This window comes from Arthrobacter ginsengisoli, assembly GCF_031456935.1.
In the GTDB taxonomy this organism is placed as follows: domain Bacteria; phylum Actinomycetota; class Actinomycetes; order Actinomycetales; family Micrococcaceae; genus Arthrobacter; species Arthrobacter ginsengisoli.
In genome coordinates this window covers 181443-202301 of record NZ_JAVDVQ010000003.1, presented here as the reverse complement: position 1 = coordinate 202301, position 20859 = coordinate 181443, and the positions used below count along the sequence as shown (strand labels likewise).

General features: G+C 69.1%; 16 protein-coding genes. 4 read left to right on the top strand and 12 right to left on the bottom strand.

The window, feature by feature from the left end:
- Window positions 1-49: 49 nt before the first annotated feature.
- Window positions 50-361: an AzlD domain-containing protein gene (locus tag J2X01_RS05185; protein ID WP_310051373.1), complete on the bottom strand. Its 312-nt coding sequence runs from the start codon at window positions 359-361 to the stop codon at window positions 50-52.
- Window positions 358-1098 carry an AzlC family ABC transporter permease gene (locus J2X01_RS05180; protein WP_310051677.1) on the bottom strand — a complete coding sequence of 247 codons (741 nt, stop codon included), beginning with the start codon at window positions 1096-1098 and terminating at the stop codon, window positions 358-360. The genes J2X01_RS05185 and J2X01_RS05180 overlap by 4 nt, the downstream gene beginning before the upstream one ends.
- 162 nt (window positions 1099-1260) lie before the next feature.
- Between J2X01_RS05180 and J2X01_RS05175 the strand changes: the two genes are divergently transcribed.
- Both J2X01_RS05175 and J2X01_RS05170 read left to right on the top strand, forming a co-directional pair.
- Window positions 1261-2232 (top strand): ABC transporter ATP-binding protein, encoded by a 972-nt coding sequence (locus J2X01_RS05175; protein ID WP_310051371.1) that lies wholly within the window; start codon window positions 1261-1263, stop codon window positions 2230-2232.
- On the top strand, window positions 2225-3817 hold the full coding sequence (locus J2X01_RS05170; protein WP_310051368.1) for an ABC transporter permease: 1593 nt from the start codon (window positions 2225-2227) through the stop codon (window positions 3815-3817). The genes J2X01_RS05175 and J2X01_RS05170 overlap by 8 nt, the downstream gene beginning before the upstream one ends.
- A gap of 17 nt (window positions 3818-3834) precedes the next feature.
- On the opposite strand, the gene J2X01_RS05165 is transcribed toward J2X01_RS05170, so the two are convergent.
- The gene (locus J2X01_RS05165; protein WP_310051366.1) at window positions 3835-4734 is read right to left on the bottom strand and encodes a glycerophosphodiester phosphodiesterase; all 900 of its coding nucleotides are present in this window, start codon (window positions 4732-4734) and stop codon (window positions 3835-3837) included.
- A 50-nt stretch (window positions 4735-4784) separates the two neighbouring features.
- Between J2X01_RS05165 and J2X01_RS05160 the strand changes: the two genes are divergently transcribed.
- Window positions 4785-6116: a DUF445 domain-containing protein gene (locus J2X01_RS05160; RefSeq protein WP_310051364.1), complete on the top strand. Its 1332-nt coding sequence runs from the start codon at window positions 4785-4787 to the stop codon at window positions 6114-6116.
- Window positions 6117-6140: 24 nt separating this feature from the next.
- Here J2X01_RS05160 and J2X01_RS05155 read toward each other — a convergent pair whose 3' ends face one another.
- The 7 genes from J2X01_RS05155 to J2X01_RS05125 form a co-directional block, all read right to left on the bottom strand.
- A complete protein-coding gene (locus J2X01_RS05155; protein ID WP_310051361.1) occupies window positions 6141-7364 on the bottom strand; it encodes an MFS transporter in 1224 nt (407 codons plus the stop codon).
- Window positions 7365-7410: 46 nt separating this feature from the next.
- On the bottom strand, window positions 7411-8241 hold the full coding sequence (gene narI / locus J2X01_RS05150) for a respiratory nitrate reductase subunit gamma (RefSeq protein ID WP_310051359.1): 831 nt from the start codon (window positions 8239-8241) through the stop codon (window positions 7411-7413).
- Between the two features lie 2 nt (window positions 8242-8243).
- Entirely contained in the window at window positions 8244-8864 is a 621-nt protein-coding gene (narJ, locus tag J2X01_RS05145; protein WP_310051357.1) for a nitrate reductase molybdenum cofactor assembly chaperone, read from the bottom strand.
- Window positions 8861-10567 carry a nitrate reductase subunit beta gene (gene narH, locus J2X01_RS05140; protein ID WP_310051355.1) on the bottom strand — a complete coding sequence of 569 codons (1707 nt, stop codon included), beginning with the start codon at window positions 10565-10567 and terminating at the stop codon, window positions 8861-8863. The genes narJ and narH overlap by 4 nt, the downstream gene beginning before the upstream one ends.
- On the bottom strand, window positions 10567-14277 hold the full coding sequence (locus J2X01_RS05135) for a nitrate reductase subunit alpha (RefSeq protein ID WP_310051353.1): 3711 nt from the start codon (window positions 14275-14277) through the stop codon (window positions 10567-10569). Before J2X01_RS05135 ends, narH begins: the two co-directional genes overlap by 1 nt.
- A 97-nt stretch (window positions 14278-14374) precedes the next feature.
- On the bottom strand, window positions 14375-15124 hold the full coding sequence (locus tag J2X01_RS05130) for a LamB/YcsF family protein (protein WP_310051351.1): 750 nt from the start codon (window positions 15122-15124) through the stop codon (window positions 14375-14377).
- A complete protein-coding gene (locus J2X01_RS05125) occupies window positions 15115-15981 on the bottom strand; it encodes a hypothetical protein (RefSeq protein ID WP_310051675.1) in 867 nt (288 codons plus the stop codon). Before J2X01_RS05125 ends, J2X01_RS05130 begins: the two co-directional genes overlap by 10 nt.
- Before the next feature lie 125 nt (window positions 15982-16106).
- Between J2X01_RS05125 and J2X01_RS05120 the strand changes: the two genes are divergently transcribed.
- Window positions 16107-17465 (top strand): MFS transporter, encoded by a 1359-nt coding sequence (locus J2X01_RS05120; RefSeq protein WP_310051349.1) that lies wholly within the window; start codon window positions 16107-16109, stop codon window positions 17463-17465.
- Here the strand turns inward: J2X01_RS05120 and J2X01_RS05115 are convergent.
- Both J2X01_RS05115 and J2X01_RS05110 read right to left on the bottom strand, forming a co-directional pair.
- Window positions 17436-19766, bottom strand: a complete 2331-nt coding sequence (locus J2X01_RS05115) for a glycoside hydrolase family 65 protein (RefSeq protein WP_310051347.1) — start codon at window positions 19764-19766, stop codon at window positions 17436-17438. The genes J2X01_RS05120 and J2X01_RS05115 overlap by 30 nt on opposite strands.
- A 74-nt stretch (window positions 19767-19840) precedes the next feature.
- Window positions 19841-20578: an HAD family hydrolase gene (locus J2X01_RS05110; RefSeq protein WP_310051345.1), complete on the bottom strand. Its 738-nt coding sequence runs from the start codon at window positions 20576-20578 to the stop codon at window positions 19841-19843.
- Window positions 20579-20859: the final 281 nt, after the last annotated feature.

Genomic DNA, 20859 nt, shown 5'->3' with positions numbered 1-20859 from the left:
GGGACTAAAGACCGTTTCGTCAGCGGCACGCCTGGACCCGGCGGGGTTGCTAGCTCCAGCCCAACAGCCGGAGTCCGGCCGCTGCCCCGGCTCCGGCGAGGACAACCACAAGGAAGGGCGCCCGGAACACCAGGGCGATGCCAGCCGCTGCCAGTGCCCCCAGACGCGCATCCAGCGCCAGCGTCTGGCCCGAGGCCACGGTGTTCACGATCGTCAGGGACGCCAGCAGGCCAATGGTTATGGTCCCCGCGATTCGGGACATCCGCGGATCGCGGAGCACGCTGGCCGGGACCAGGTAGCCCAGCAGTTTCCAGGCATACGCCAGCAGGCAGGAGAGCAGCAGCCACATCCACAGCGTCATGTGACAGCTCCCGGGGGGCGGGCATGCGGGCGTTCGGCGTAGGGGTCTACATCCGGTTCCAGTCCCTCGTCACTGCGGCCATGGCTGAACCAGCCGATGGCCGCCGCAACCACCGCAGCCACCAGGATAGGCACCCCGGCCGGCACGAACGGAACAGCAAGGACAGTGGCCAGGGCGCAGACGACGGCGATCGCGACAGGTTCCCGGCCCTTGAGCCGCGGCCAGAGCAGGCCCAGGAACGCCGCCACGGCGGCGCCGTCGAGCCCCCATTGCTTGGGATCCCCCAGCGCCCCGCCGGCCAGCGCGCCGACGGCGGTGAACAGGTTCCAAAGGACGAAAATGCCCAGGCCGGCGGTCCAGAAGCCGCGCTTCTGCTCGAGCGGGTCCGTCTGTCCGGTGCCCGTGGCGGTGGACTCGTCGATGGTGACATGGGCGGCCGCGAACCGCAGCCAGCCCCGCGGCTGCAGCAGGGCGTTGATCTGCATTCCGTAGATGCCGTTGCGCATGCCCAGCAGAGTAGCCGCTCCCATCGCGGCGACGCCGGAGCCGCCTCCGGCCACCACGCCGATGAAGGCGAACTGCGACCCGCCGCTGAACAGCAGCAGGCTCAGGGCCATGGTCTGCCAGAAGTCGAGCCCGGAGGTGACGGACAGTGCGCCGAAGGACACCCCGTAGAGACCGGTGGCGAAGCTGATGGAGAGCCCGACCCGCACGGCCGGGGACTGCAGGAGTGTCATGGCCGGACCGGTTTCGGCGTCTGGGTGTCCCGTCCGGACGTGCGAGATGGCATGGAACAACTCAATCACAGCCTCGGACTCCCCGCTGACCGCGGCTGCCGTGGCAGAAACAGGTCTTTCCGCAGGGGTCGCCGCCCGTCATTCCGGCGTACGTTGTTGACTATGAGCGGTGTCGTGGAAATTACCGGTGTGGTGAAGCGTTTCGGAGCCGTCACGGCCCTGGACGGACTGGATTTCGAGGTGGCCGCCGGCGAGGTGCACGGTTTCCTTGGCCCCAACGGATCCGGCAAGTCCACCACCCTGCGCCTGCTGCTGGGCCTGCTGCGCTCCAATGCGGGTTCCATCCGGGTGCTCGGGCTGGATCCGTGGCGCGAGGTGGCCACCCTGCACCGCCGGCTGGCCTATGTCCCGGGGGACGTGGCCCTCTGGCCGAACCTGACGGGCGGCGAAGTGATCGACCTGCTGGGCCGGCTGCAGGGCGGCCAGGACCGCGCCCGCCGGGACCGCCTGCTGGACCTGTTCGAGCTGGATCCCACCAAGAAGTCGCGCACCTACTCCAAAGGAAACCGGCAGAAAGTCGCCCTCGTTGCCGCCCTGGCCACCGATGCCGAGCTGTTCCTGCTGGACGAACCGACGAGCGGGCTGGACCCGCTGATGGAGGACGCGTTCCGCGGCTGCGTCCGTGAACTGCGCGGGCAGGGGCGCACCGTTGTGCTGAGCAGCCATATCCTCAGCGAAGCCGAAGCGCTCTCCGACCGGGTCAGCATCATCCGCTCCGGGAAGGTGGTGGAGACCGGCCCGCTGGAGCAGCTGCGGCACTTGACGCGCACGTCGGTGACGGCCGACGTCGCAACGGTGCCTCCCGGGCTGGACCTCCTGCCCGGCGTCCACGACGTCGTCATCACCAACCACCGGGTCAATGCCCAGGTTGAGCCCGCCGGGCTCAGTCACCTGCTGCAGGCACTCACGACGGCGGGACTGACGTCCCTCACGAGCCAGCCGCCGACGCTGGAGGACCTGTTCCTGCGCCACTACGGCGACATCGCCGCCGGGGTTCCCGCCGCGGCCGTCGGCCCGTCGCCGGGCCGGTCCAACACCGCGGGGCCGGGCGCACGGCGGGCCGGCGATGCCTGAGAACCTGGCCGGAACGGGTGCCCTGATCTGGCTCGGGCTGCGGCGGGACCGCTGGCTGCTGCCGCTCTGGATCGCTGGCTTCGCATTGATTGCCTATTCGACGGCCCGGGCCGGCGCGGAGCTGTACCCGGACGTCGCGAGCCGCATCGAGGCCTCCACCGCCCTGAATGCGACCGCCTCGATGGTGGCCCTCTTCGGACGGATCTACGATCCCGGCTCCATTGGTGCCCTCTCGCTGATCAAATACACCGCGTTCATGACCGCGATCCTCGCCGTCCTCATGGTCATCCTCACCATTCGGCATACCCGCAGCGATGAGGAGACCGGGCGCCTGGAGCTGCTCGGCGGAGGCAGATTGGGCCGCGACGCCCCGCTGGCGTCCGCCCTCACGATCAGCCTCGGCGCCAACGTGGTGCTCGGCTTGCTCTCGGCAGCCGGGCTGGCTGCCGGCGGATTGCCGGCCGCCGGTTCCCTCGCCTTTGGCCTGGGCTGGGCTGCCACTGGAATGGCTTTCAGCGCCGTGGCAGGGCTGGCCGCCCAGCTGACCGCCAGCGCCCGGGCCGCCACCGGGGTCAGCATCGGCGTCGTTGCCGTCACATACGCATTGCGGGCCGTCGGGGACCTGGCCGAACCGGGGCCGTCGGTATTCTCGTGGCTGTCGCCCATCGGGTGGAACCAGCAGATCCGCGCGTTCGCCGGGGACCGCTGGTGGGTGCTGGTGCTGCCGGTCAGCCTGTGTGTCGTGCTGGTCCCGGCCGCCTTTGCGCTCCGCGCCAGGCGCGACCTTGGTGCGGGGCTCCGTGCTGAACGCCCTGGGCCGGCCGTCGGTTCGCTCGCCGGCGTCTGGGACCTGGCAGTGCGCCTGCAGTACCGTGTGCTGGTGGCGTGGGCCGTCGCATTCCTCGTTTTCGGGCTCGTGATCGGTTCCCTGGTCAGCAACGTGGGAGAGCTGCTGAGTTCAGCCAACGCCCAGGACCTGCTCAAGATGCTGGGCGGCCGGCAGGCCCTGACCGACGCCTTCCTGGCCGCCGAAATCAGCATCATGGGCTTACTGGCCGCCGCCTACGGGGTGTCCTCGGCCAACCATCTGCGCAGCGAGGAGGCGGCGGGCCACACCGAAGCCCTGCTGGGCACCGCCACAACCCGGATCCGTTGGGCGAGCAGCCACTTCGTGTTCGCCCTCGCCGGGGTCGCCGGGCTGCTCCTGCTGGCGGGTGTGTCGATCGGCGTCGGCGCCGCCTTTGCCGTCAACGACTCAGCCCTGGTGGGCCGCAGCACTGTGGCCGCCCTGGCCCAGGTCCCCGCCGCGTGGGTGGTGGCCAGCGCTGCTCTTGCGGTGTTTGGCTGGGCGCCCCGGCTGGCCGGCGCGGTCTGGGGCCTCTTGCTGGCCTTCGTCGCCCTGGGCGAATTCGGCGTGCTCTGGAACGCGCCGGAATGGCTGATGGACCTCTCGCCGTTCCGACACTCGCCGCTGCTGCCGGTGGACTCCGCGGGCGTGCCGGGGCTGACCGGCCTGATCGTTGCTGCGGCGGCCCTGTCGGCGCTGGGCTATGCCGGCTGGCGGCGCCGCGATCTCGCGGCCTAGGGACGCCGGCAGCCGGCTCAGCGGAGGCTCGGGGACCCGGCGGTCAGTTGGGCGAGGACCTGCGCGGGCCGGTTGGTGGTGATCTCGTGGACCCCGAGCTGCCGGCAGAGTGCGACGTCGTTTTCCGAGTCCACGGTCCATACCCGGAAGCGGCGGCCGGAGTTGAGCCAGCGCCGGATGGTCCGCGAATGCCCGCGGACATAGTCGATGCCCGGCCCTGCCAGCCCTGCCTCGCAGTCGTCCAGGATCCGCTCGGCTTCGGTTTGCGCGGCCTTCATCACGTTCGCCAGCGCCCCGCCGGTGAGTGCCCCCAGGCCGAGTTCCTCCCGGATCTCCTCGGCGTTGACGTCGTCCACGAGCTGGCACACGGCGAACGCCGGGACTGACTTCAGCAGGTGCTTGACGGAGTCCGGGCTGAAGCTCATGAACGACACCCTGATGTTGCCAAGCCGGGACGTCCCAGGGTCCCAGCCCTCGGCTCTGAGGACAGCAAGGACCCGGTCCTCCAGCTTGAGCTGGAAGGGGCTGGGGTGTTTGAGTTCGATCGCCAGCCCGATCTCCCGGCCTGCGGTCCGCAGCAGCACCAGCAGCTCGGGCAGCGTCAGCAGCTGCGTGGACCGGGCGCCGTATTTGTCCGGGATCCTGGCGCCCTTCCAGGAGGAGAAGTCCAGCTGGTGGAGCTGTTCGAGGGTGCGGTCCGCCACCGGGCCGGTACCATCCGAGGTGCGGTCCAGGTTGGCGTCGTGCAGAAGCACAGCGTGCTGGTCCCGGGTGAGGTGGATGTCGCACTCCACACCGTCGGCGCCGTCGGCGATTGCCTGCAGGTAGGCGGCCCGGGTGTGTTCGGCGAATGCCTCGCTGGAACCGCGGTGGGCGTAGACCAGCGGACGGGCTGCCGTGGACTCGTCGGTCGTCATGCTGCCACGTTAGCCGACGGCCGCTGCCAAAGCGGGGCTAGGCTGGGCACATGCAGGTGAATACTGAGCCAAGTACCCGTTCGGAGAGCCCCGGCGGCGCCGCCGCGCCCGGCGGTCCCGGACGCCGCCAGACCGTGTCCGCCGGTGACGCCGAAAAGGCGTCCGCGCTGCGGCGGATGAAGCTGCTGGCGCTCTCGCTGCTGATCCTGATGGCCATTGTCTTTGTGGTCGCCTTTGCCTTCCAGAAGCAGTACCCCTGGCTGGAATATGTCCGGGCCGCGGCGGAGGGCGGCATGGTCGGCGCCCTCGCCGACTGGTTCGCCGTGACGGCCCTCTTCAAGTACCCGATGGGCCTCAAGATCCCGCACACCGCCATCATCCCGCAGCGCAAGGACCAGATCGGTGCCTCGCTGGGCGAATTCGTGGAAACCAACTTCCTCTCCGAGCAGGTGGTCCAGGAAAAACTGGCTTCCGTTGACATCGCCCGGAAGGCCGGCGCGTGGCTCTCCGGACCCGGCGGCGCCGAACGCGTCGCCAGGGAAGGCGCCGCCGTCATCCGCGGCGCCTTTACGGTGCTCAACGACGACGACGTCCAGGCCGTGATCGAGGGCATGGTCCGCCGGCACCTGATCGACCCGCCGTGGGGTCCCCCGGTGGGACGGGTCGCCCAGCGCATCTTCGAGGAAGGCCACCACCACGCGCTGGTGGACGTGCTCGTGGACCGCACCGTGGACTGGGTCCGGGACAACCAGGACACGGTCAACCGGCTGGTCACCGACCGCTCCCCGACGTGGGTGCCGTCGTTCGTGGACGGGCTGGTCGGCGACAAGGTCTACGTGGAGATCCTGAAGTTCACCCGCGCCGTGCAGTCCGATCCGGAGCACCAGGTCCGCCGGTCGATCGATAAGTACCTCAAGGACCTCGCCCAGGACCTGCAGCATGATCCGGTGATGATCGCCCGGGCCGAGGGCATCAAGGCCCAGGTCCTCGGTGATCCCGAGATCCGCGAACTTGCCTCCCGCACCTGGGGCACGATCAAGGCGGCGCTGCTTTCCGCCGTCGACGATCCGCACAGCGAACTGACCGTCAGGTTCAAGGCCGCCGTGCATGACTTCGGCACCCGGCTGGTGGTGGATCCGGAGCTGGCCGGCAAGGTGAACAAGTGGATCGGCGACGCCGCCGGGTACCTCGTGAAGACGTACCGCTCGGACATCGCGGGGGTGATCACCGATACCGTGGCCCGCTGGGACGCGGAGGAGACCTCGGAGAAGATCGAACTCCAGATCGGCAAGGACCTGCAGTTCATCCGGATCAACGGCACCGTGGTCGGCGCCCTGGCCGGACTCGCGATCTTTACCGTGGCCCATCTGGCCTTCGGCTGACATGTCCACGCTCCGCGGACCCGGCTAGGCGGCCGCGACCTTGGCCTTCGCCCGGCCCGGCATGGCGAAGATGGTAAAGGCCAGCGCACCCAGCGCCGTGACCACCAGCAGCAGCAGTCCGATCGAGTAGCTGTGCGTCGCGGCGTCGTACGTCGCGCCCATGATCAGCGGCGGGAAGTACCCGCCCAGGCCTCCGGCCGCGCTCACCACGCCGCTGATGCTGCCGACTTTCCCCGGCGGCGCGAGCACCCCGACCCAGGCGAAAACGCCCCCTGCCCCGAGGCCCAGCGCCGCCGCCATGGCGACGAACGTCAGGCCGGCGGGGACCTCGCCGTCGGGCTGCAGGTTCACCACCCAGGCGAGGATCGCAACGCCCGTCAGTGAGGTGACGACCACGGGCTTGGGCCCGAATCTGTCCGCGAGTATGCCGCCCACCGGCCGTGCCAGCACGGCCGCGAGGGCGAAACCGGCGGTGCGGGCCCCGGCGCCGCTCGGATCGAAGCTGTAGACGTCGCGGAGGTAGGTGGGCAGGTAGGTGGCGAAGGAGACGAAACCGCCGAAGACCACCGCGTAGAGGAAGCACATCTTCCAGGTGACCGCGGTCTTCGCGGCGTCAAGCAACTTGGGCACGACCGGGAGGCTGCTGCGGGTCCAGCCCGGGGCTTCCTTCATCCGGAACCAGACCAGTGCCGCCATCACGGCGAGGATCGCGGCGATCAGCAGGTGCGTGGGGAAGTAGCCGATCCCGGCGACCAGCCGCGGGTTCAGGAAGGCGGCCAGCGCCGTGCCGCCCATCCCGGCACCGAAGACGCCGGTGGCGAAGCCGCGCCGGGACGGCTCGTACCAGGCGCTGACAAACGGGATCCCGACGGCGAAGACCGTTCCGGCGACGCCCAGCAAGAGCGCGGCCCCCAGCACCAGGGCGAAGGAACTGAGGAGTCCCCCGATCGCCACGAGCAGGATCGGCAGGATGGAGGCGAGCAGCACGAAGGTGAACATCACACGGCCGCCGTACCGGTCCGTCAGGGCGCCGACGACGATCCGTCCCAGCGAGCCGACGAACACCGGCATGGCCACCAGCACGCCGGTCGCGGCCGGGTTCAGCTGCAGGGTTTGTGTGTAGAAGGCGCTGAGGGTGGCCACCGAGTTCCAGGCCCAGAAACCGACCACCGACGCCGAGGTGGCGAGCACCAGGTTACGCGTCCGCCCGGCGGGGACGGCGGAAGGAAGGGACACGGATCCGGCCACGGGTTTTCCTCTCGGTCAGGTGAGCTGCAGTCGATTCCAGTCCGGTTCAGCGGTTCCGGGTGTCCCGGTCGCGGGTTCCGACCGCGGACCAGCCGCGGCGAGCGGCGACGTTGGAGGCACGCGCGGCTGCGCCGGCCCTGCCGCCGTCCCGGTCCCGGTCGCGCGAGCGGTAGACGATGTAGGGACGGAACAGGTAGTGGAACGGCGCGGTAAAGGCATGGACGAGCCTGGTGAAGGGCCAGATCACGAAGAGCGCCATGCCGACCAGGGTGTGCAGGTGGAAGGAGAACGGCGCGGCCGCCATGGCCCCGAGGTCGGGCTGGAAGACGAACAGGGAGCGGAACCACGGGGCCACCGTTTCGCGGTAGTTGTGCCCGTGCTCGCCCTCGAAGACACTCGCCAGGGTGGTCCACAGGCCCAACACGATGGCGGCGGTCAGCACCACGTACATCGTCTTGTCGTTCCCGGTGGTGGCCATGAAGACCGGTCCGGTGGTGCGGCGGCGGTAGATCAGCAGGAGGATCCCGCCCAGCGTCCCGACCCCCGCGATCCCGCCCACAAAGAGGGCGTTGAAGTGGTAGAAGTCCTGGCTCATGCCCACTGCCTGGGTCCAGGCCATCGGAATGACCAGGCCGAAGAAGTGGCCGGCGATGACGGCGAGCAGGCCAAAGTGGAACAGCGGCGAGGCGATCCGCAGCAGCCGGGATTCGTAGAGCTGGGACGACCTGGTGGTCCAGCCGAACTGGTCGTATTTGTACCGCCAGACCAGCCCGCCCACCAGCACCGCGACCATGACGTACGGCAGGACACCCCAGAGCACGATGTCCAAGGCGGAGATTTCGACGGCGGATCCGGGCTCGGCTTCGAATGCCAGCATGGTCAGGCCCCCTTCACGGGCAGCAGGCGCGGATCGTACGGGTCCAGGCCCACGGCTTCGGTGGGCGGGCCGTAGCCGGCCATCCGCATCACGGCCTGCTCGTCCGCCGGCGACTTCCCCGGCAGCGTGGCGCAGATGGCCTGCAGGATCCTGGCGTGCGGCAGTTCGTCCCGCAGCAGCCCGAAGCGGAGCATCTCGAGGCTGGCCCGGAAGCGGGTCAGCAGCTCCCTGCCGGCGGCCAGATCCACCAGCGCGGCGTATTCCAGCACCATAGGCAGGTAGTCCGGCAGTTCCCCGTGGGTGTCGACCAGGATGTCGCTTTGCCGGTACGTCTTTTTGAAGTTGCCCAGGACTTCGCCGCGGCGCCGGGTGTCCCCGTCCGTCCAGTAGGACAGGTGCAGGGCGTGGCGCTTGCCGAGGTCGAACTCACGCACGTAGTGGGCCTGGCTTTCCATCGGCGGCGTGGTTTCCAGCGAATCCAGCACGCCCCGGAAGTCCGCGGCGGCGCCCGGGAACTCGCCCAGCGCGGCCCGCATGAGCGGCACCCGGCCAATGAGGTCCTCGTCCGGGTAGGACAGGCACCAGGCCGCCGCGAGGTAGAGAACCTGCTGGCGCCGGTTCACGGCTGCGCTCCTTCTGCGGGACCGGGCGCGGGCGGTTTCTCCGGGACGGGCGCCTTTTCCGGAAAGAGCCCGGAGGGAGCCCCCGTGCCGTCCCAGTTCAGCAGGTTCACCCGGCCGCGCAGGGTGGTCCCGCCGGGCGCCTCGTCGGAGGTCTGCCGGTCCCGCAGGGCGTTGAAGGTTTCCACCGCCACCGGGACGGGCCTGCCGCTGGCCTCGCCGAACGGGGAGGAATCCTGCATGCCGGGGCCGCCCTCGAAGTCCAGCGAGCAGCCCATCTCCTCAAGATCATGGGCCTGCTCCACGTGCGCCTTCGGGATGACGTAGCGTTCCTCGTACTTCGCGATCGCCATCAGCCGGTACATCTCGTACATGGTCTGCCCGTCCATGCCCACGGCTTCGGGGATGGAGTCGTCCGGGTCGTTGCCGAGGCTGATGCCGCGCATGAAGGAGCGCATCGCCGCGAGCTTCTTCAGCACCGCGGTGACGCGGTCCGCGTCGCCGGCGGTGAAGAGTTCCGCGAGGTATTCCACCGGGATGCGCAGCGCGTCGATGGCGCCAAAGAGGTTGCCGGCGTCCTCGCCGTCGTGCCCCTGGTCGCGGAGCAGGTCAACCACCGGGGACAGCGGCGGCACGTACCAGACCATCGGCATGGTCCGGTATTCGGGGTGCAGCGGCAGCGCCACCTGGTAGACCTTGGCGAGGGCGTAGACCGGCGAGCGCCGGGCGGCGTCGATCCAGTCCTCCGGGATGCCCTGGCCGCGGGCCTCGGCCTGGACGGCGGGGTCGTTCGGGTCCAGCAGCACGTCCATCTGGGCGTCGTAGAGTTCCTGGGGGTCGGTGACGGCCGCCGCCGCGGTGACGGCGTCGGCGTCGTACAGGAACAATCCCAGGTACCGCAGCCGGCCCACGCAGGTCTCCGAGCAGACCGTCGGCAGCCCTACCTCCACCCGCGGGTAGCAGAAGGTGCACTTCTCGGCCTTGCCGGTCTTGTGGTTGAAGTAGATCTTTTTGTACGGGCAGCCGGTGACGCACTGCCGCCAGCCCCGGCACTTGTCCTGGTCCACCAGCACAATCCCGTCCTCCACCCGCTTGTAGATCGCGCCGGAGGGGCAGGACGCCATGCAGGACGGGTTCAGGCAGTGCTCGCAGATCCGGGGCAGGTAGAACATGAAGGTCTGCTCGTAGGCGAACTTGATCTTGTCCTCGGATTCCCGCCGGACCTTCTCCACGATCGGATCCAGGTGCCCGTTTTCGGTGGAACCGCCCAGGTCATCGTCCCAGTTCGCCGACCAGGTGATCTTGGTGTCCTCCCCGGTGATCAGGGACTTGGGCCTGGCCACCGGGAAATCGTCGCCCAGGGGCGCGTCGACGAGGGTCTTGTAGTCGTAGGTCCACGGCTCGTAGTAGTCCTTGAGCTCGGGCTGGACCGGGCTGGCGAAGATCCCGAAGAGCTTCTTGACCCGGCCGCCTGCCTTGAGGACCAGTTTGCCGCGCCTGTTCAGCTCCCAGCCGCCCCGCCATTTGTCCTGGTCCTCGTAGCGGCGCGGATACCCCTGCCCGGGGCGGGTTTCGACGTTGTTGAACCAGACGTATTCGGTGCCCGCCCGGTTGGTCCAGGCCTGCTTGCAGGTCACGGAACAGGTGTGGCAGCCGATGCATTTGTCCAGGTTCATGACCATGCCCATTTGAGCCATAACACGCATCAGTACTGCACCTCCTGGGAACGGCGGCGGACGGTGGCGACCATGTCGCGCTGGTTTCCGGTGGGGCCAAGATAGTTGAACGCGTAGGCCAGCTGGGCGTAGCCGCCGATCAGGTGCGAGGGTTTGACCAGCAGCCGGGTCACGGAATTGTGGATGCCGCCGCGCCGTCCCGTCGCTTCGGACTTCGGCACGTCGATGGTGCGTTCCTGCGCGTGGTGGACGTAGACCACGCCGGCCGGCATCCGGTGGCTGACGATGGCCCGGGCCACCAGCACACCGTTGATGTTCAGGCACTCCACCCAGTCGTTGTCCTTGACCTGGATGGACTCCGCGTCGGCGGGGCTCATCCACACGGTGGGCCCGCCGCGGGACAGCGAGAGCATCAGCAGGTTGTCCTGGTATTCGGAGTGGATGGACCATTTGGAGTGTGGGGTCAGGTAGCGGACCACAACTTCCAGCCGGCCGTCCCCGCCGAGTTTGGGCTCACCGAAGAGCCGGTGCATGTCCAGCGGCGGCCGGTAGATCGGCAGCGCCTCGCCGATGTCGATCATCCAGTCGTGGTCCAGGAAGAAGTGCATCCTGCCGGTCAGGGTGTGGAAGGGCTTGAGCCGCTCCACATTGATCGTGAACGGGGCGTAGCGCCGTCCGCCCGTTTCGGATCCGGACCATTCCGGCGAGGTGATCACCGGGACCGGGCCGGCCTGGGTCTGGGCGAAGGTGATGAACTTTTCCTCGGACCCTTCGGCGAGGTCCGCCAGTTTCCGCCCGGTGCGGATTTCCAGGTCCTTGAATCCCTGGACCGACAGGGCGCCGTTGGTGGTTCCGGAGAACGCCAGGATGGCCTCCGCCATTTTCGCGTCGGTGTCGATCGCCGGCCGGCCGTCCGCGGCGCCGCCGAGCATCACACCGTTGGAGCGGCTGAGCCGCCGCAACGGCCCGGCCAGTTTGTAGGTGACATTCTTGACCGTGAAGCCCAGTTTGTCGGCCAGCGGCCCGACGGCGGCCAGCTTGTCCGCGATGGCCGTGTAGTCCCGTTCCACGACGGAAAAAATGGGCATGTTCCGGCCCGGGACCGCGGGGATGGACCTGTCCCGCCAGTCCCGGACGATCCCGCCGGGCTGGGCGAGCTGGCCGGGGGTGTCGTGCTGCAGCGGCACGCTGACCAGGTCCCGGCGCGTGCCCAGGTGGGTCCTGGCCTGCCGGGAGAACTCCTGGGCCAGCAGGTGGAACATGTCGAAGTCCGTTTTGGTCTCCCACGGCGGGTCGATCGCGGGGGTGAAGGCGTGCACAAACGGGTGCATGTCAGTGGAGGACAGGTCGTGCTTTTCGTACCAGGTGGCGGCCGGGAACACGATGTCGGACAGCAGCGTGGTGGAGGTCATCCGGAAGTCCGCGGAGACCAGCAGGTCCAGTTTTCCTTCCGGCGCCCGCTCATGCCATTTCACGTCAGTGGGCCTGAGCCCTTCGGCGTGGTCCTTGCCCAGGACGTTGTTGTGCGTGCCGAGCAGGTTCCGCAGGAAGTACTCGTTGCCCTTCGCCGAGGAACCGAACAGGTTGGAGCGCCACAGCACGAGTGTCCGCGGCCAGTTTTCCGGGGCGTCCACGTCCTCGATCGCCGGGTTCAGGGTGCGGTTCTTGAGCGCATCCGCAATGTAGCCGGGGGTGTCCTTGGCGGTCCCGGCGGCCACCGCGGCCTCCGCCTCGTCCGCGAGGTCCAGCGGGTTGCGGTCAAACTGGGGGTAGAACGGCATCCAGCCGAGCCGGGCGGACTGGGCCAGCGCGTCCGCGGTGTGCATGCCGTCGAGGGCTCCGGTGGACAGTGGTGATTTCAGGGCATCCGCGGAGTAGCCGTCCTGTCGCCACTGGTCGGTGTGCATGTACCAGTAGCCGGTGCCGATCATGGTCCGCGGCGGGCGTGACCAGTCCAGCGCGTTGGCCAGCGAGAGCCAACCGGTGACGGGCCGGGTCTTTTCCTGCCCCACGTAGTGCGCCCAGCCGCCGCCGTTGCGGCCCATGCAGCCGGTCAGCATCACCAGCGCCAAGACGGCCCGGTAGGTGGTGTCGCCGTGGAACCACTGGCAGATCCCGGCGCCCATGATGATCATGGAGCGGCCCTTGGACTGCTCGGCGTTCCGGGCGAACTCCCGCGCCACCCGGATGCAGGCCTGGGCGGGAACGGAAGTGATCTCCTCCTGCCAGGCCGGGGTGTAGGGCGTCGCCGCATCCTCGTAGCCGGCGGCCCAGTCGCCCGGGAGCCCCTCACGGCCCACGCCGTACTGGGCCAGCATGAGGTCGAACACGGTGGTGACCAGCTGGCCGTCGACCTCGATGACGGGCACCCCGCGCCGGAGCACACTGCCGGTGCCGTCGGCCTGCTCGAAGCATGGCAGCAGGATCTCGGCGCTCGTACCGGAGACTTCACGCAGCGACAGCGCCGGTTCGATCCCCTCAAGGTCCAGGTTCCATTTGCCCTCGCCGCTGCCGGAATAGCGGAAGCCCATGGAGCCGTTGGGGACGGCGGGCCGCCCGGTCCTCTTGTCGAACAGCACGGTGCGGAACGCCGCGTCCTCGGCCCCTGCCTCGGCCGATAGGTCCCGGGCGGTGAGGAATTTCGCGGGGGTGAGGGTGCCGTCGTCGCGCCGCTCGAGCCGGAGCAGGAACGGCAGGTCGGTGTACTGGCGGACGTAGTCGGAGAAGAACGGGACCTCGCGCTCGACGAAGAATTCCTTGAGCATCACGTGACCCATCGCCATGGCCAGCGCGGCGTCGGTACCGGCCTGGGCAGGGAGCCATTCGTCGGCGAACTTCGTGTTGTCCGCGTAGTCCGGGCTGACCGTAACGACCTTGGTGCCGCGGTACCGCACTTCGGCCATCCAGTGCGCGTCCGGGGTGCGGGTGACGGGGACGTTGGAGCCCCACATCATGAGGTAGCCAGCGTCCCACCAGTCACCGGATTCCGGGACGTCGGTCTGGTCCCCGAAGACCTGCGGGCTGGCCACGGGCAGGTCAGCGTACCAGTCGTAGAACGACGTCATCACGCCGCCGATCAGCTGGATGAAGCGGGTTCCGACCGCGTGCGAGACCATCGACATCGCGGGGATGGGCGAGAACCCGGCGCAACGGTCCGGGCCGTAGTTCTTGATCGTGTTCACGTGGGCGGCGGCGGCGATCTCGATCGCTTCCTGCCAGGACACCCGGACCAGGCCGCCCTTGCCGCGGGCCAGCTGGTAGCGGCGCCGCCGCTCGGGGTCGCCGGCGACGTCGGCGAAGGCAAGGACCGGGTCGCCGAGCCGGGCCTTGGCTTCCCGGTACATCTCCACGAGGACGCCGCGGGCATAGGGGAAGCGGACGCGGGTGGGCGAGTAGGTGTACCAGGAGAAGGCCGCGCCGCGGGGGCAGCCCCGCGGCTCGTATTCCGGGCTGTCCGGTCCGACGGACGGGTAGTCGGTCTGCTGCGATTCCCAGGTGATGATGCCGTCCTTGACGTACACCTTCCAGGAGCACGAGCCGGTGCAGTTCACCCCGTGCGTGGAGCGGACCACCTTGTCGTGGCTCCACCGGTCGCGGTAGAAGATGTCGCCCTTACGGCCGCCCTCCCGGAACACCGCCCTGCCGTCGTCGGTCTGGTCCCATTTCGTGAAGAAACGCCCCAGCTTCAACATTGCGTCCGAGGCGGGTCCGTCAAACCCCGCGGAGCCTCCGGCAGTCATGCCTTCAAGCTAGGTGGGGGCATCTGGCCCGGATAGGGCCTTGCGGCACTGGGCAGAAGCCGCCGGGCAGGCGGAGCCCGCAGCCGCTAACGCGCGATCAGGCGAAACTCTCCAGCTCCACGCCGGCGCTTTCCAGGGCCGCGCGGATCGCGGTGGCCGTGGCAAGGGAACCGGGAGTGTCGCCGTGGATGCACAGCGAGTCCGGTTCGATCCGGAGCACGGTGCCGTCCACGGCCTCGACTTCGCCCTTGGTCGCGAGGCGCACGGCCCGTTCGGCGATCCGCCCGATGTCGTGCAGCTGGGCGCCGTCCTGCGAGCGCGGCACGAGCGTGCCGTCGGGCAGGTAGGCGCGGTCGGCGAAAGCTTCGGCGAAGACCGGGTGGCCGGCGTCCCTGGCGATGCCGAGCAGGGCCGAGCCCGGGAAGCCCAAAACGGGTAGCCCCGGATCGTAGGCCTGGATGGCGGCGACGACGGCGGAGGCCTGCTCGGCGTCGCGCACTGTCCGGTCGTAGAGCGCACCGTGCAGCTTGATGTAGTCCACCGAGGCCCCGACGGCGTGCGCCACCCCGTCCAGGGCGCCGAGCTGGTACAAAACGGCGCCGAAGAGGTCATCGAACGTGATGTCCATGTCCCGCAGTCCGAAGCCGGCGAGGTCCGGGTAGCCGAGGTGGGCGCCCACCCGGACGTCGAGCTCGTAGGCCGCCCGGCAGGTGTCCAGCATGGTCACGGGGTCCCCGGCGTGCAGCCCGCAGGCGACGCTGGCGCTCGTGACCAGCGGGAACATCGCCGCGTCGTCGCCCATGGTCCAGGTCCCAAAGGACTCCCCCAGGTCAGCGTTCAGATCCAAAAGTTGCCGCCTTCCTGCGCTGGATTTACTGTGTTGCCCTTGTGGTCCGCAGTGTCCGGATTGTCCCGGTCCGGCGGAACTGCCCGGGCGTCGGCCTTCGCCATGTCCGCCAGTTCGCCGGGAATGATGAGCGGCATCGGACCGAACGCCTCCTTGGCGCTCGCGACGACGGCGCGGCCCATCATCCGGTTGCCCACACCGCCCACTACGGCGCCGATGCCAAAGGGCAGCGCCCGTCCCAGCAGGGCGGTGCCCTGCGTCTTCAGCAGGGTCCGGAGGAACATCGTCTGGATCCGTCCCCGAACCGAGCCGAAGCCGGGCAGCGGAGCCCGGCGGGCGAAGAGGGAGCCCCAGGCCTGCGTGGGGCCCTTGCCCTGCCCCGCGGCCTGCCCGCTTAGCGAACTCAACAGTGCGGTGCCTTCCTCGCCCAGCATGATTGCCATGACCAGTGTGCTGGCCCGCTCGGGGTCGACCAGGCGCACGCCGTGCAGTTCCGCGAGGGAAGTGGAGAACAGTGCGGTGGCCTCGAGGAAGCCGATGGTGGCGGCGGCGGAGAGGCCCAGCGCGGCAAGGGTCCCGACGCCGGGGATCACGGCGGCGCCGCCCACGAGCGCGCCTCCGCCGGTAACGGCAATGAGATAGTCCCGTTCCAGTGTCGCGGCGAGCTGCGCCGCCGTGGCCTGGGGATGCTTTCGCTGGAGCCTGCGGAGGTTGGCCAGCACCAGCGGGCGCTGGACTTCAACGGCGCGCAGGAGCACGTTGTGGACGCCCGGTTTGGGTTTGCCCTCGGCGTCGAATATCGCGTTGTGTGCGGATTTTTGCGCAATCTTCATTGCCGGGTTGCTTCGCTTGGCCATCATCGCCTCTCGTCGGAACCGGAACTGCTGCGGGTGCAGGCCTTAACACTAGGCCACGGTTGCACCAGCGTCGGAGCGCCGGTTGAGCGATCCGTGGGGTGGGCACGGACACCTAGACTGGTGCCATGCGCTCATTGAGGGCCCTCCGTCCGTTCGCGCACCGGGAATACCGTGTGTTGATTGCGGCCCTGGCAATCTCCATTTTCGGCTCCGGGATGTGGGCCGTGGCGATGGTCTATGAAGTGATCCATCTGGGCGGCGGCCCGCTGGAGCTTTCCCTGGTGGCGGCGGCCGGCAGCGTGGGCATAGTCGCTTTTGTCCTCGCGGGCGGCATCGCGGCGGACCGGTTCCCGCAGCGGCTCCTGATCATCGCGGTGGAGGGGACCAATCTTGCCGTCATCGCCAGCATCAGCGGGCTGGCGCTGCTGGGCTGGCTGCAGCTGTGGCACCTTGCGCTCGGCGCCTTTGTGCTGGGTGTCGGGGCGGCGTTCTTCTTCCCCGCCTACTCCGCCATCCTCCCCAGGATCCTGCCGCCGGAGGACCTGCTCGCGGCCAACGGCATGGAAGGGACCCTGCGGCCCATCCTGCAGCAGGCCGCCGGTCCCGCGGTCGCGGGCATCCTGGTCGCAGCCCTGTCCCCGGCGTATGCCGTGACCGGCGTCGCGGCGTGCCACCTGCTGGCCTTTTCCATCCTCAACCTGCTCCATCGCCAGCCCCGGCCGGGGGCGGCAGGCGGGGAGGGGCAGGACGGCGGCGGTTCCGCGTCCGGCGAACGCGCCGGGACGTCCGTGCTGCACGACCTCCGCGAGGGGGTCAGCTACACCGTCCGCACGCCGTGGCTGCTGTGGACCCTGCTGTGGGCCTGCATCTCCGTGCTGTTCCTGATCGGCCCCATTGAGGTGCTCCTGCCGTTCGTGGTCCGCGACCAGCTTGGCGGCGACGCCCGCATGTTCGGCTTCCTGCTCGCGATCGCGGGTGTCGGCGGCGCCGCAGCTTCCCTGGCCACCGCGTCGTTCCGGCTCCCCCGCCGCTACCTCACCGTGATGATGGTGTCCTGGGGTGCCGGCACCCTGCCGCTCGCTGCCGTCGGGATCATGGACAACTTCTGGGCAGTGGCCGCGGCGCTGTTCATCTTCGGTGCCACCGGCGGCGCCGGTATGGTCATCTGGGGCACGCTCCTGCAGCGCCGGGTGCCTCCGCACCTGCTGGGCCGCGTCTCAAGCCTGGATTTCTTCGTCTCCCTGGCCCTGATGCCGGTCTCGATGGCCCTTGCCGGGCCGGCCGCCGAGGTGCTGCCGCTCGGGCTGATTTTCCTGGTCGCCGGAACCGTGTGCCCGGTGATGGCCGCTGTCGCGATGGTCGCCGCACGGATGCCGGCCGACGAAATCGCCCATCCGCTGGACGACGGCCGCGAGCGCCTCGCTGTGGGCGAGGGCCACGGTGACCGCGGAACACTAGACCGCGGCGCGCACGATCGGGATTGACGCCGTCGGCAGTCCGCTCGGGAAGATCGTCGGCTCCGGCGCCGCAACCGGCGCCAGCTGGACCCGCACCGTGTCGCCGTCGACCGTGAGCCGCTCGCCGCGCACATCGACCACAAGCGGTGCGCCCTCGCGCACGGTCAGGCTGATGGCGCCCTGTTCGAGTTCGAGCCCCAGCAGCCGGCCCTGGATCTTCAGGTGGAAGGACAACCCCGCCCATTCGGCCGGCAGCCTCGGGTCGAAGTAGGGCAGCACGCCCTGGTCGCGCAGTCCCGCGAAGCCGCTGACCAGCGAACTCCACACACCGCCGGTGGAGGCGATGTGCACGCCGTCGATCGTGTTGCCGTGGGTGTCGTCAAGGTCGATGAACAGGGCGTGGGTGAAGTGGTCCAGCGCAGCCTGGCCGTAGCCGACCTCGGCCGCCATGATGCCCTGGACGCAGGCGGACAGGGTGGAGTCGCCGGTGGTGATCGGATCGTAGAAATCGAAGGCGCGGCGCTTTTCCTCGGCGGTGAAGTCCTGCCACTGCAGGAACATGGCCAGCACGGTGTCGGCCTGCTTCAGGACCTGGTGCCGGTAGATCACCAGCGGGTGGAAGTGCAGCAGGAGCGGGTACTTGGACCGGGGCGTGGTCCAGTCCCACGGTTCCAGGGTCATGAAGTCGTTGTCCTGGGAGTGGACCTGGAGGTCCTCGTCGTAGGGCAGCTGCATGCGGTTGGCCGCCTGCTCCCAGAGCTGGCGTTCGGCGTCGTCGATCTCCGGGTGGTCCAGCGCCGCCGCGGCGCGCAGGTTAAAGCGCGCCATCACGTTCGTGTACAGGTTGTCGTTGACGACGGCGGTGTACTCGTCGGGGCCGGTGACGCCGTGGATGTGGAACAGCCCGTCCTTGCCGAAGAAGCCGAGCGAGACCCACATCCGGGCGGTCTCGATCAGCAGCTCGGAGCCGAGGGTGGCCTGGAACTCCTCGTCGCCGCTGGCCCAGATGTAGCGGTTGGCCGCGAATGCGATCGCGGCGGCGATGTGGAACTGCGCCGTGCCCGCGGCGTAGTAGGCGCTGGCCTCGAGCCCGTTGATGGTGCGCCACGGGAACAGGGCGCCGTCGACGCTGAGTTCCTGCGCGCGGATCTTCGCCTCGGGCAGCATCTCGTGGCGGAATTCGAGGACCTGGCGGGCGTTGCCCGGGCTGGTGTACGTCAGGTACGGCATCAGGTACACCTCCTGGTCCCAGAAGTAGTGGCCGTCATAGCCGGAACCGCTGACGCCCTTGGCCGGGATCCCGGCGACGTCGGCGCAGGCCGTGGCCTGGGCCAGCTGGAAGAGGTTCCAGCGGACGGCCTGCTGGAGTTCGGTCTGGCCGGCGAGGACGATGTCACTCGTGGTCCAGTAGGCGCGGTAGTGCGCGGCGCTTTCGGCGAAAATCTCCGCCAGCGGTTTGAGGGCTGCCTCCGCGTCGTCGGCAAGGTCCTCGGAGGCCTGCCCGACGGCGTAGCTGACGCTCTTCTCGAGGACGAACGGTTCGTCGGCGCCCACGGCCAGGACGTAGCGCACGCTGCTGTCGTCCTCATGGACCTGGGTGTCGAAGGGCTGCACACCGGCGCTGGTCCAGTGGTCCACCGCCAGACCGATGCGCTGCTTGGATTCGGCGGTCTGCCAGGACAGGCGCAGCGAGCCGTCGCCGCCGTCGAGCCTGAGCGGCAGCAGGACACGGCCGGCATGCCGGCCGGCACGACGCGGGTCGTGGGCCGAGTGGTCGTCGACCGGCTGGTCCTGGCGGTTGATCACCGAGGAGGTCACGTCCGCGGAAATGTCACGGTCCGCGGCGAGTTCCAGTGAAATGCCGAGCGCACCGCGGGACTGGTAGCCGACGGCGCGGCGTTCGGTGGTGGTCACGGTCGCGCCGGAGCGGCACAGCCAGGTGATCCGGCACTGGTAGACGCCGGTGGCGAAGTCGACGCTTCGCCGGTAGTCCGCCACCGTGGATTCCTCCAGGCTCAGGGCCTCGCCGTCGACGATCACGGTGAAGTTGTTGGCGTCCGGGATGTAGAGGATGCGCTGGCCGGTGCGGGCGAAGCCATACGCGTTCTCCGCATGCTTGATGTCCCAGGTCTCGTGGAAGCCGTTGATGAAGCTGCCCGGCAGCCCGGCGTCGGCGGCGGCCCAGTGGGCGCCGCGGATGCCTAGATGTCCGTTGCCGAGGCTGAAGAGCGTCTCCAGCGTGCCGGCGTTACCGGGGAGGTGGACGGTCTCGACCAGCTGCCAGGGGTCGTTGGGGAACCGTGCGCGGTCCGAGGTAATGAGGGCCATGGTGGGGATTCCTTCAGGCGGTAAGTCGTGCTGTGGGGGCCGGGCGGGCGGAAGCCGGGGGGCGGAAGCCGGGGCTAGAGGAGCTCTTCGAGGTCCTTGACCACCAGCGTGGCGCCTGCGTCGAACAGGGTCTGCCGGCCGGCACCACGGTCGACACCGATCACCGAATGGAAGTTCCCGGCACGTCCGGCCTGGATCCCGGAGACCGCGTCCTCAACGACAACGCAGTCCTCGCTGGGCACGCCCAGCAGCCGGGCGGCATACTCGTACGTCGCCGGGCTGGGCTTGCCGGGCAGCCCCTCGGCCACGGCGACGACGCCGTCGACCACCACCGGGAAGTCGTCGGAGAGCCCGGCGGCCTTGAGCACGGCCGGAGCGTTGCGGGAGGAGGAGACGACGGCGACCTTGAGTCCGCGGGCCAGCGCGGCGTCGATGAACCGCACTGAGCCTTCGTAGGGCTTGACGCCGCCGGCCTCGACGATGTCGTTGAAGACCCTGTTCTTGCGGTTGCCCAGACCGTGGACCGTGTTGTGCGCCGGGTCGTCATCCAGCGGGCCTTCGGGCAGGACGATGTCGCGGGAGGCCAGGAAGTCGCGTACGCCGTCGAAGCGCGGCTTGCCGTCGATGTGCTCGAAGTAGTCGCTTTCGCGGTAGCCGGGCGCCCCGGGCACGGTCTTGAGGAATCCGTCGAAGAGTTCCTGCCAGGCGCGTTCGTGCACGGTCGCGGTGGGGGTCAGGACGCCGTCGAGGTCAAAGAGGATCGCGGCGGCCCCGGTCCAGCCCGACAGGGTGCTGTTGGAAAGCTCAGTCATGGATCGATTGTCCTTTCAGACGGCGTAGCTATATTGGTGGGCGGCACGTCGGCGGACCGGCAGGGGAAATCACAGCGGAGCGGCGATGCTCTGGGGTTGTCCGCGGCCGGACCGCGGGGGCCGGCCGATCGCATCGGGCTGACCGGGCGCGCCTGCTCAGCGCGGCGGGATATCCGGTGGGTCCGGAGAGCCACGGAGTCGGTTCGGATCGAACCTGTGGCGGAGTCCGGGATGGTGGCGGGCGGCTTCTTGGTCTGCAGCACGGGGCTCAGCCTCTCTTC

Excerpts from the sequence above, each read along its gene's own strand:
- J2X01_RS05180 (WP_310051677.1), bottom strand. The coding sequence starts at position 1,098 with ATGACACTCCTGCAGTCCCCGGCCGTGCGGGTCGGGCTCTCCATCAGC.
- narI (WP_310051359.1), bottom strand. The coding sequence starts at position 8,241 with ATGCTGGCATTCGAAGCCGAGCCCGGATCCGCCGTCGAAATCTCCGCC.
- J2X01_RS05110 (WP_310051345.1), bottom strand. The coding sequence starts at position 20,578 with ATGACTGAGCTTTCCAACAGCACCCTGTCGGGCTGGACCGGGGCCGCC.
- J2X01_RS05125 (WP_310051675.1), bottom strand. The coding sequence starts at position 15,981 with ATGGCCAAGCGAAGCAACCCGGCAATGAAGATTGCGCAAAAATCCGCA.
- J2X01_RS05185 (WP_310051373.1), bottom strand. The coding sequence starts at position 361 with ATGACGCTGTGGATGTGGCTGCTGCTCTCCTGCCTGCTGGCGTATGCC.
- J2X01_RS05135 (WP_310051353.1), bottom strand. The coding sequence starts at position 14,277 with ATGACTGCCGGAGGCTCCGCGGGGTTTGACGGACCCGCCTCGGACGCA.
- J2X01_RS05170 (WP_310051368.1), top strand. The coding sequence starts at position 2,225 with ATGCCTGAGAACCTGGCCGGAACGGGTGCCCTGATCTGGCTCGGGCTG.
- J2X01_RS05120 (WP_310051349.1), top strand. The coding sequence starts at position 16,107 with ATGCGCTCATTGAGGGCCCTCCGTCCGTTCGCGCACCGGGAATACCGT.
- J2X01_RS05160 (WP_310051364.1), top strand. The coding sequence starts at position 4,785 with ATGCAGGTGAATACTGAGCCAAGTACCCGTTCGGAGAGCCCCGGCGGC.
- J2X01_RS05175 (WP_310051371.1), top strand. The coding sequence starts at position 1,261 with ATGAGCGGTGTCGTGGAAATTACCGGTGTGGTGAAGCGTTTCGGAGCC.
- narH (WP_310051355.1), bottom strand. The coding sequence starts at position 10,567 with ATGCGTGTTATGGCTCAAATGGGCATGGTCATGAACCTGGACAAATGC.
- J2X01_RS05115 (WP_310051347.1), bottom strand. The coding sequence starts at position 19,766 with ATGGCCCTCATTACCTCGGACCGCGCACGGTTCCCCAACGACCCCTGG.
- J2X01_RS05165 (WP_310051366.1), bottom strand. The coding sequence starts at position 4,734 with ATGACGACCGACGAGTCCACGGCAGCCCGTCCGCTGGTCTACGCCCAC.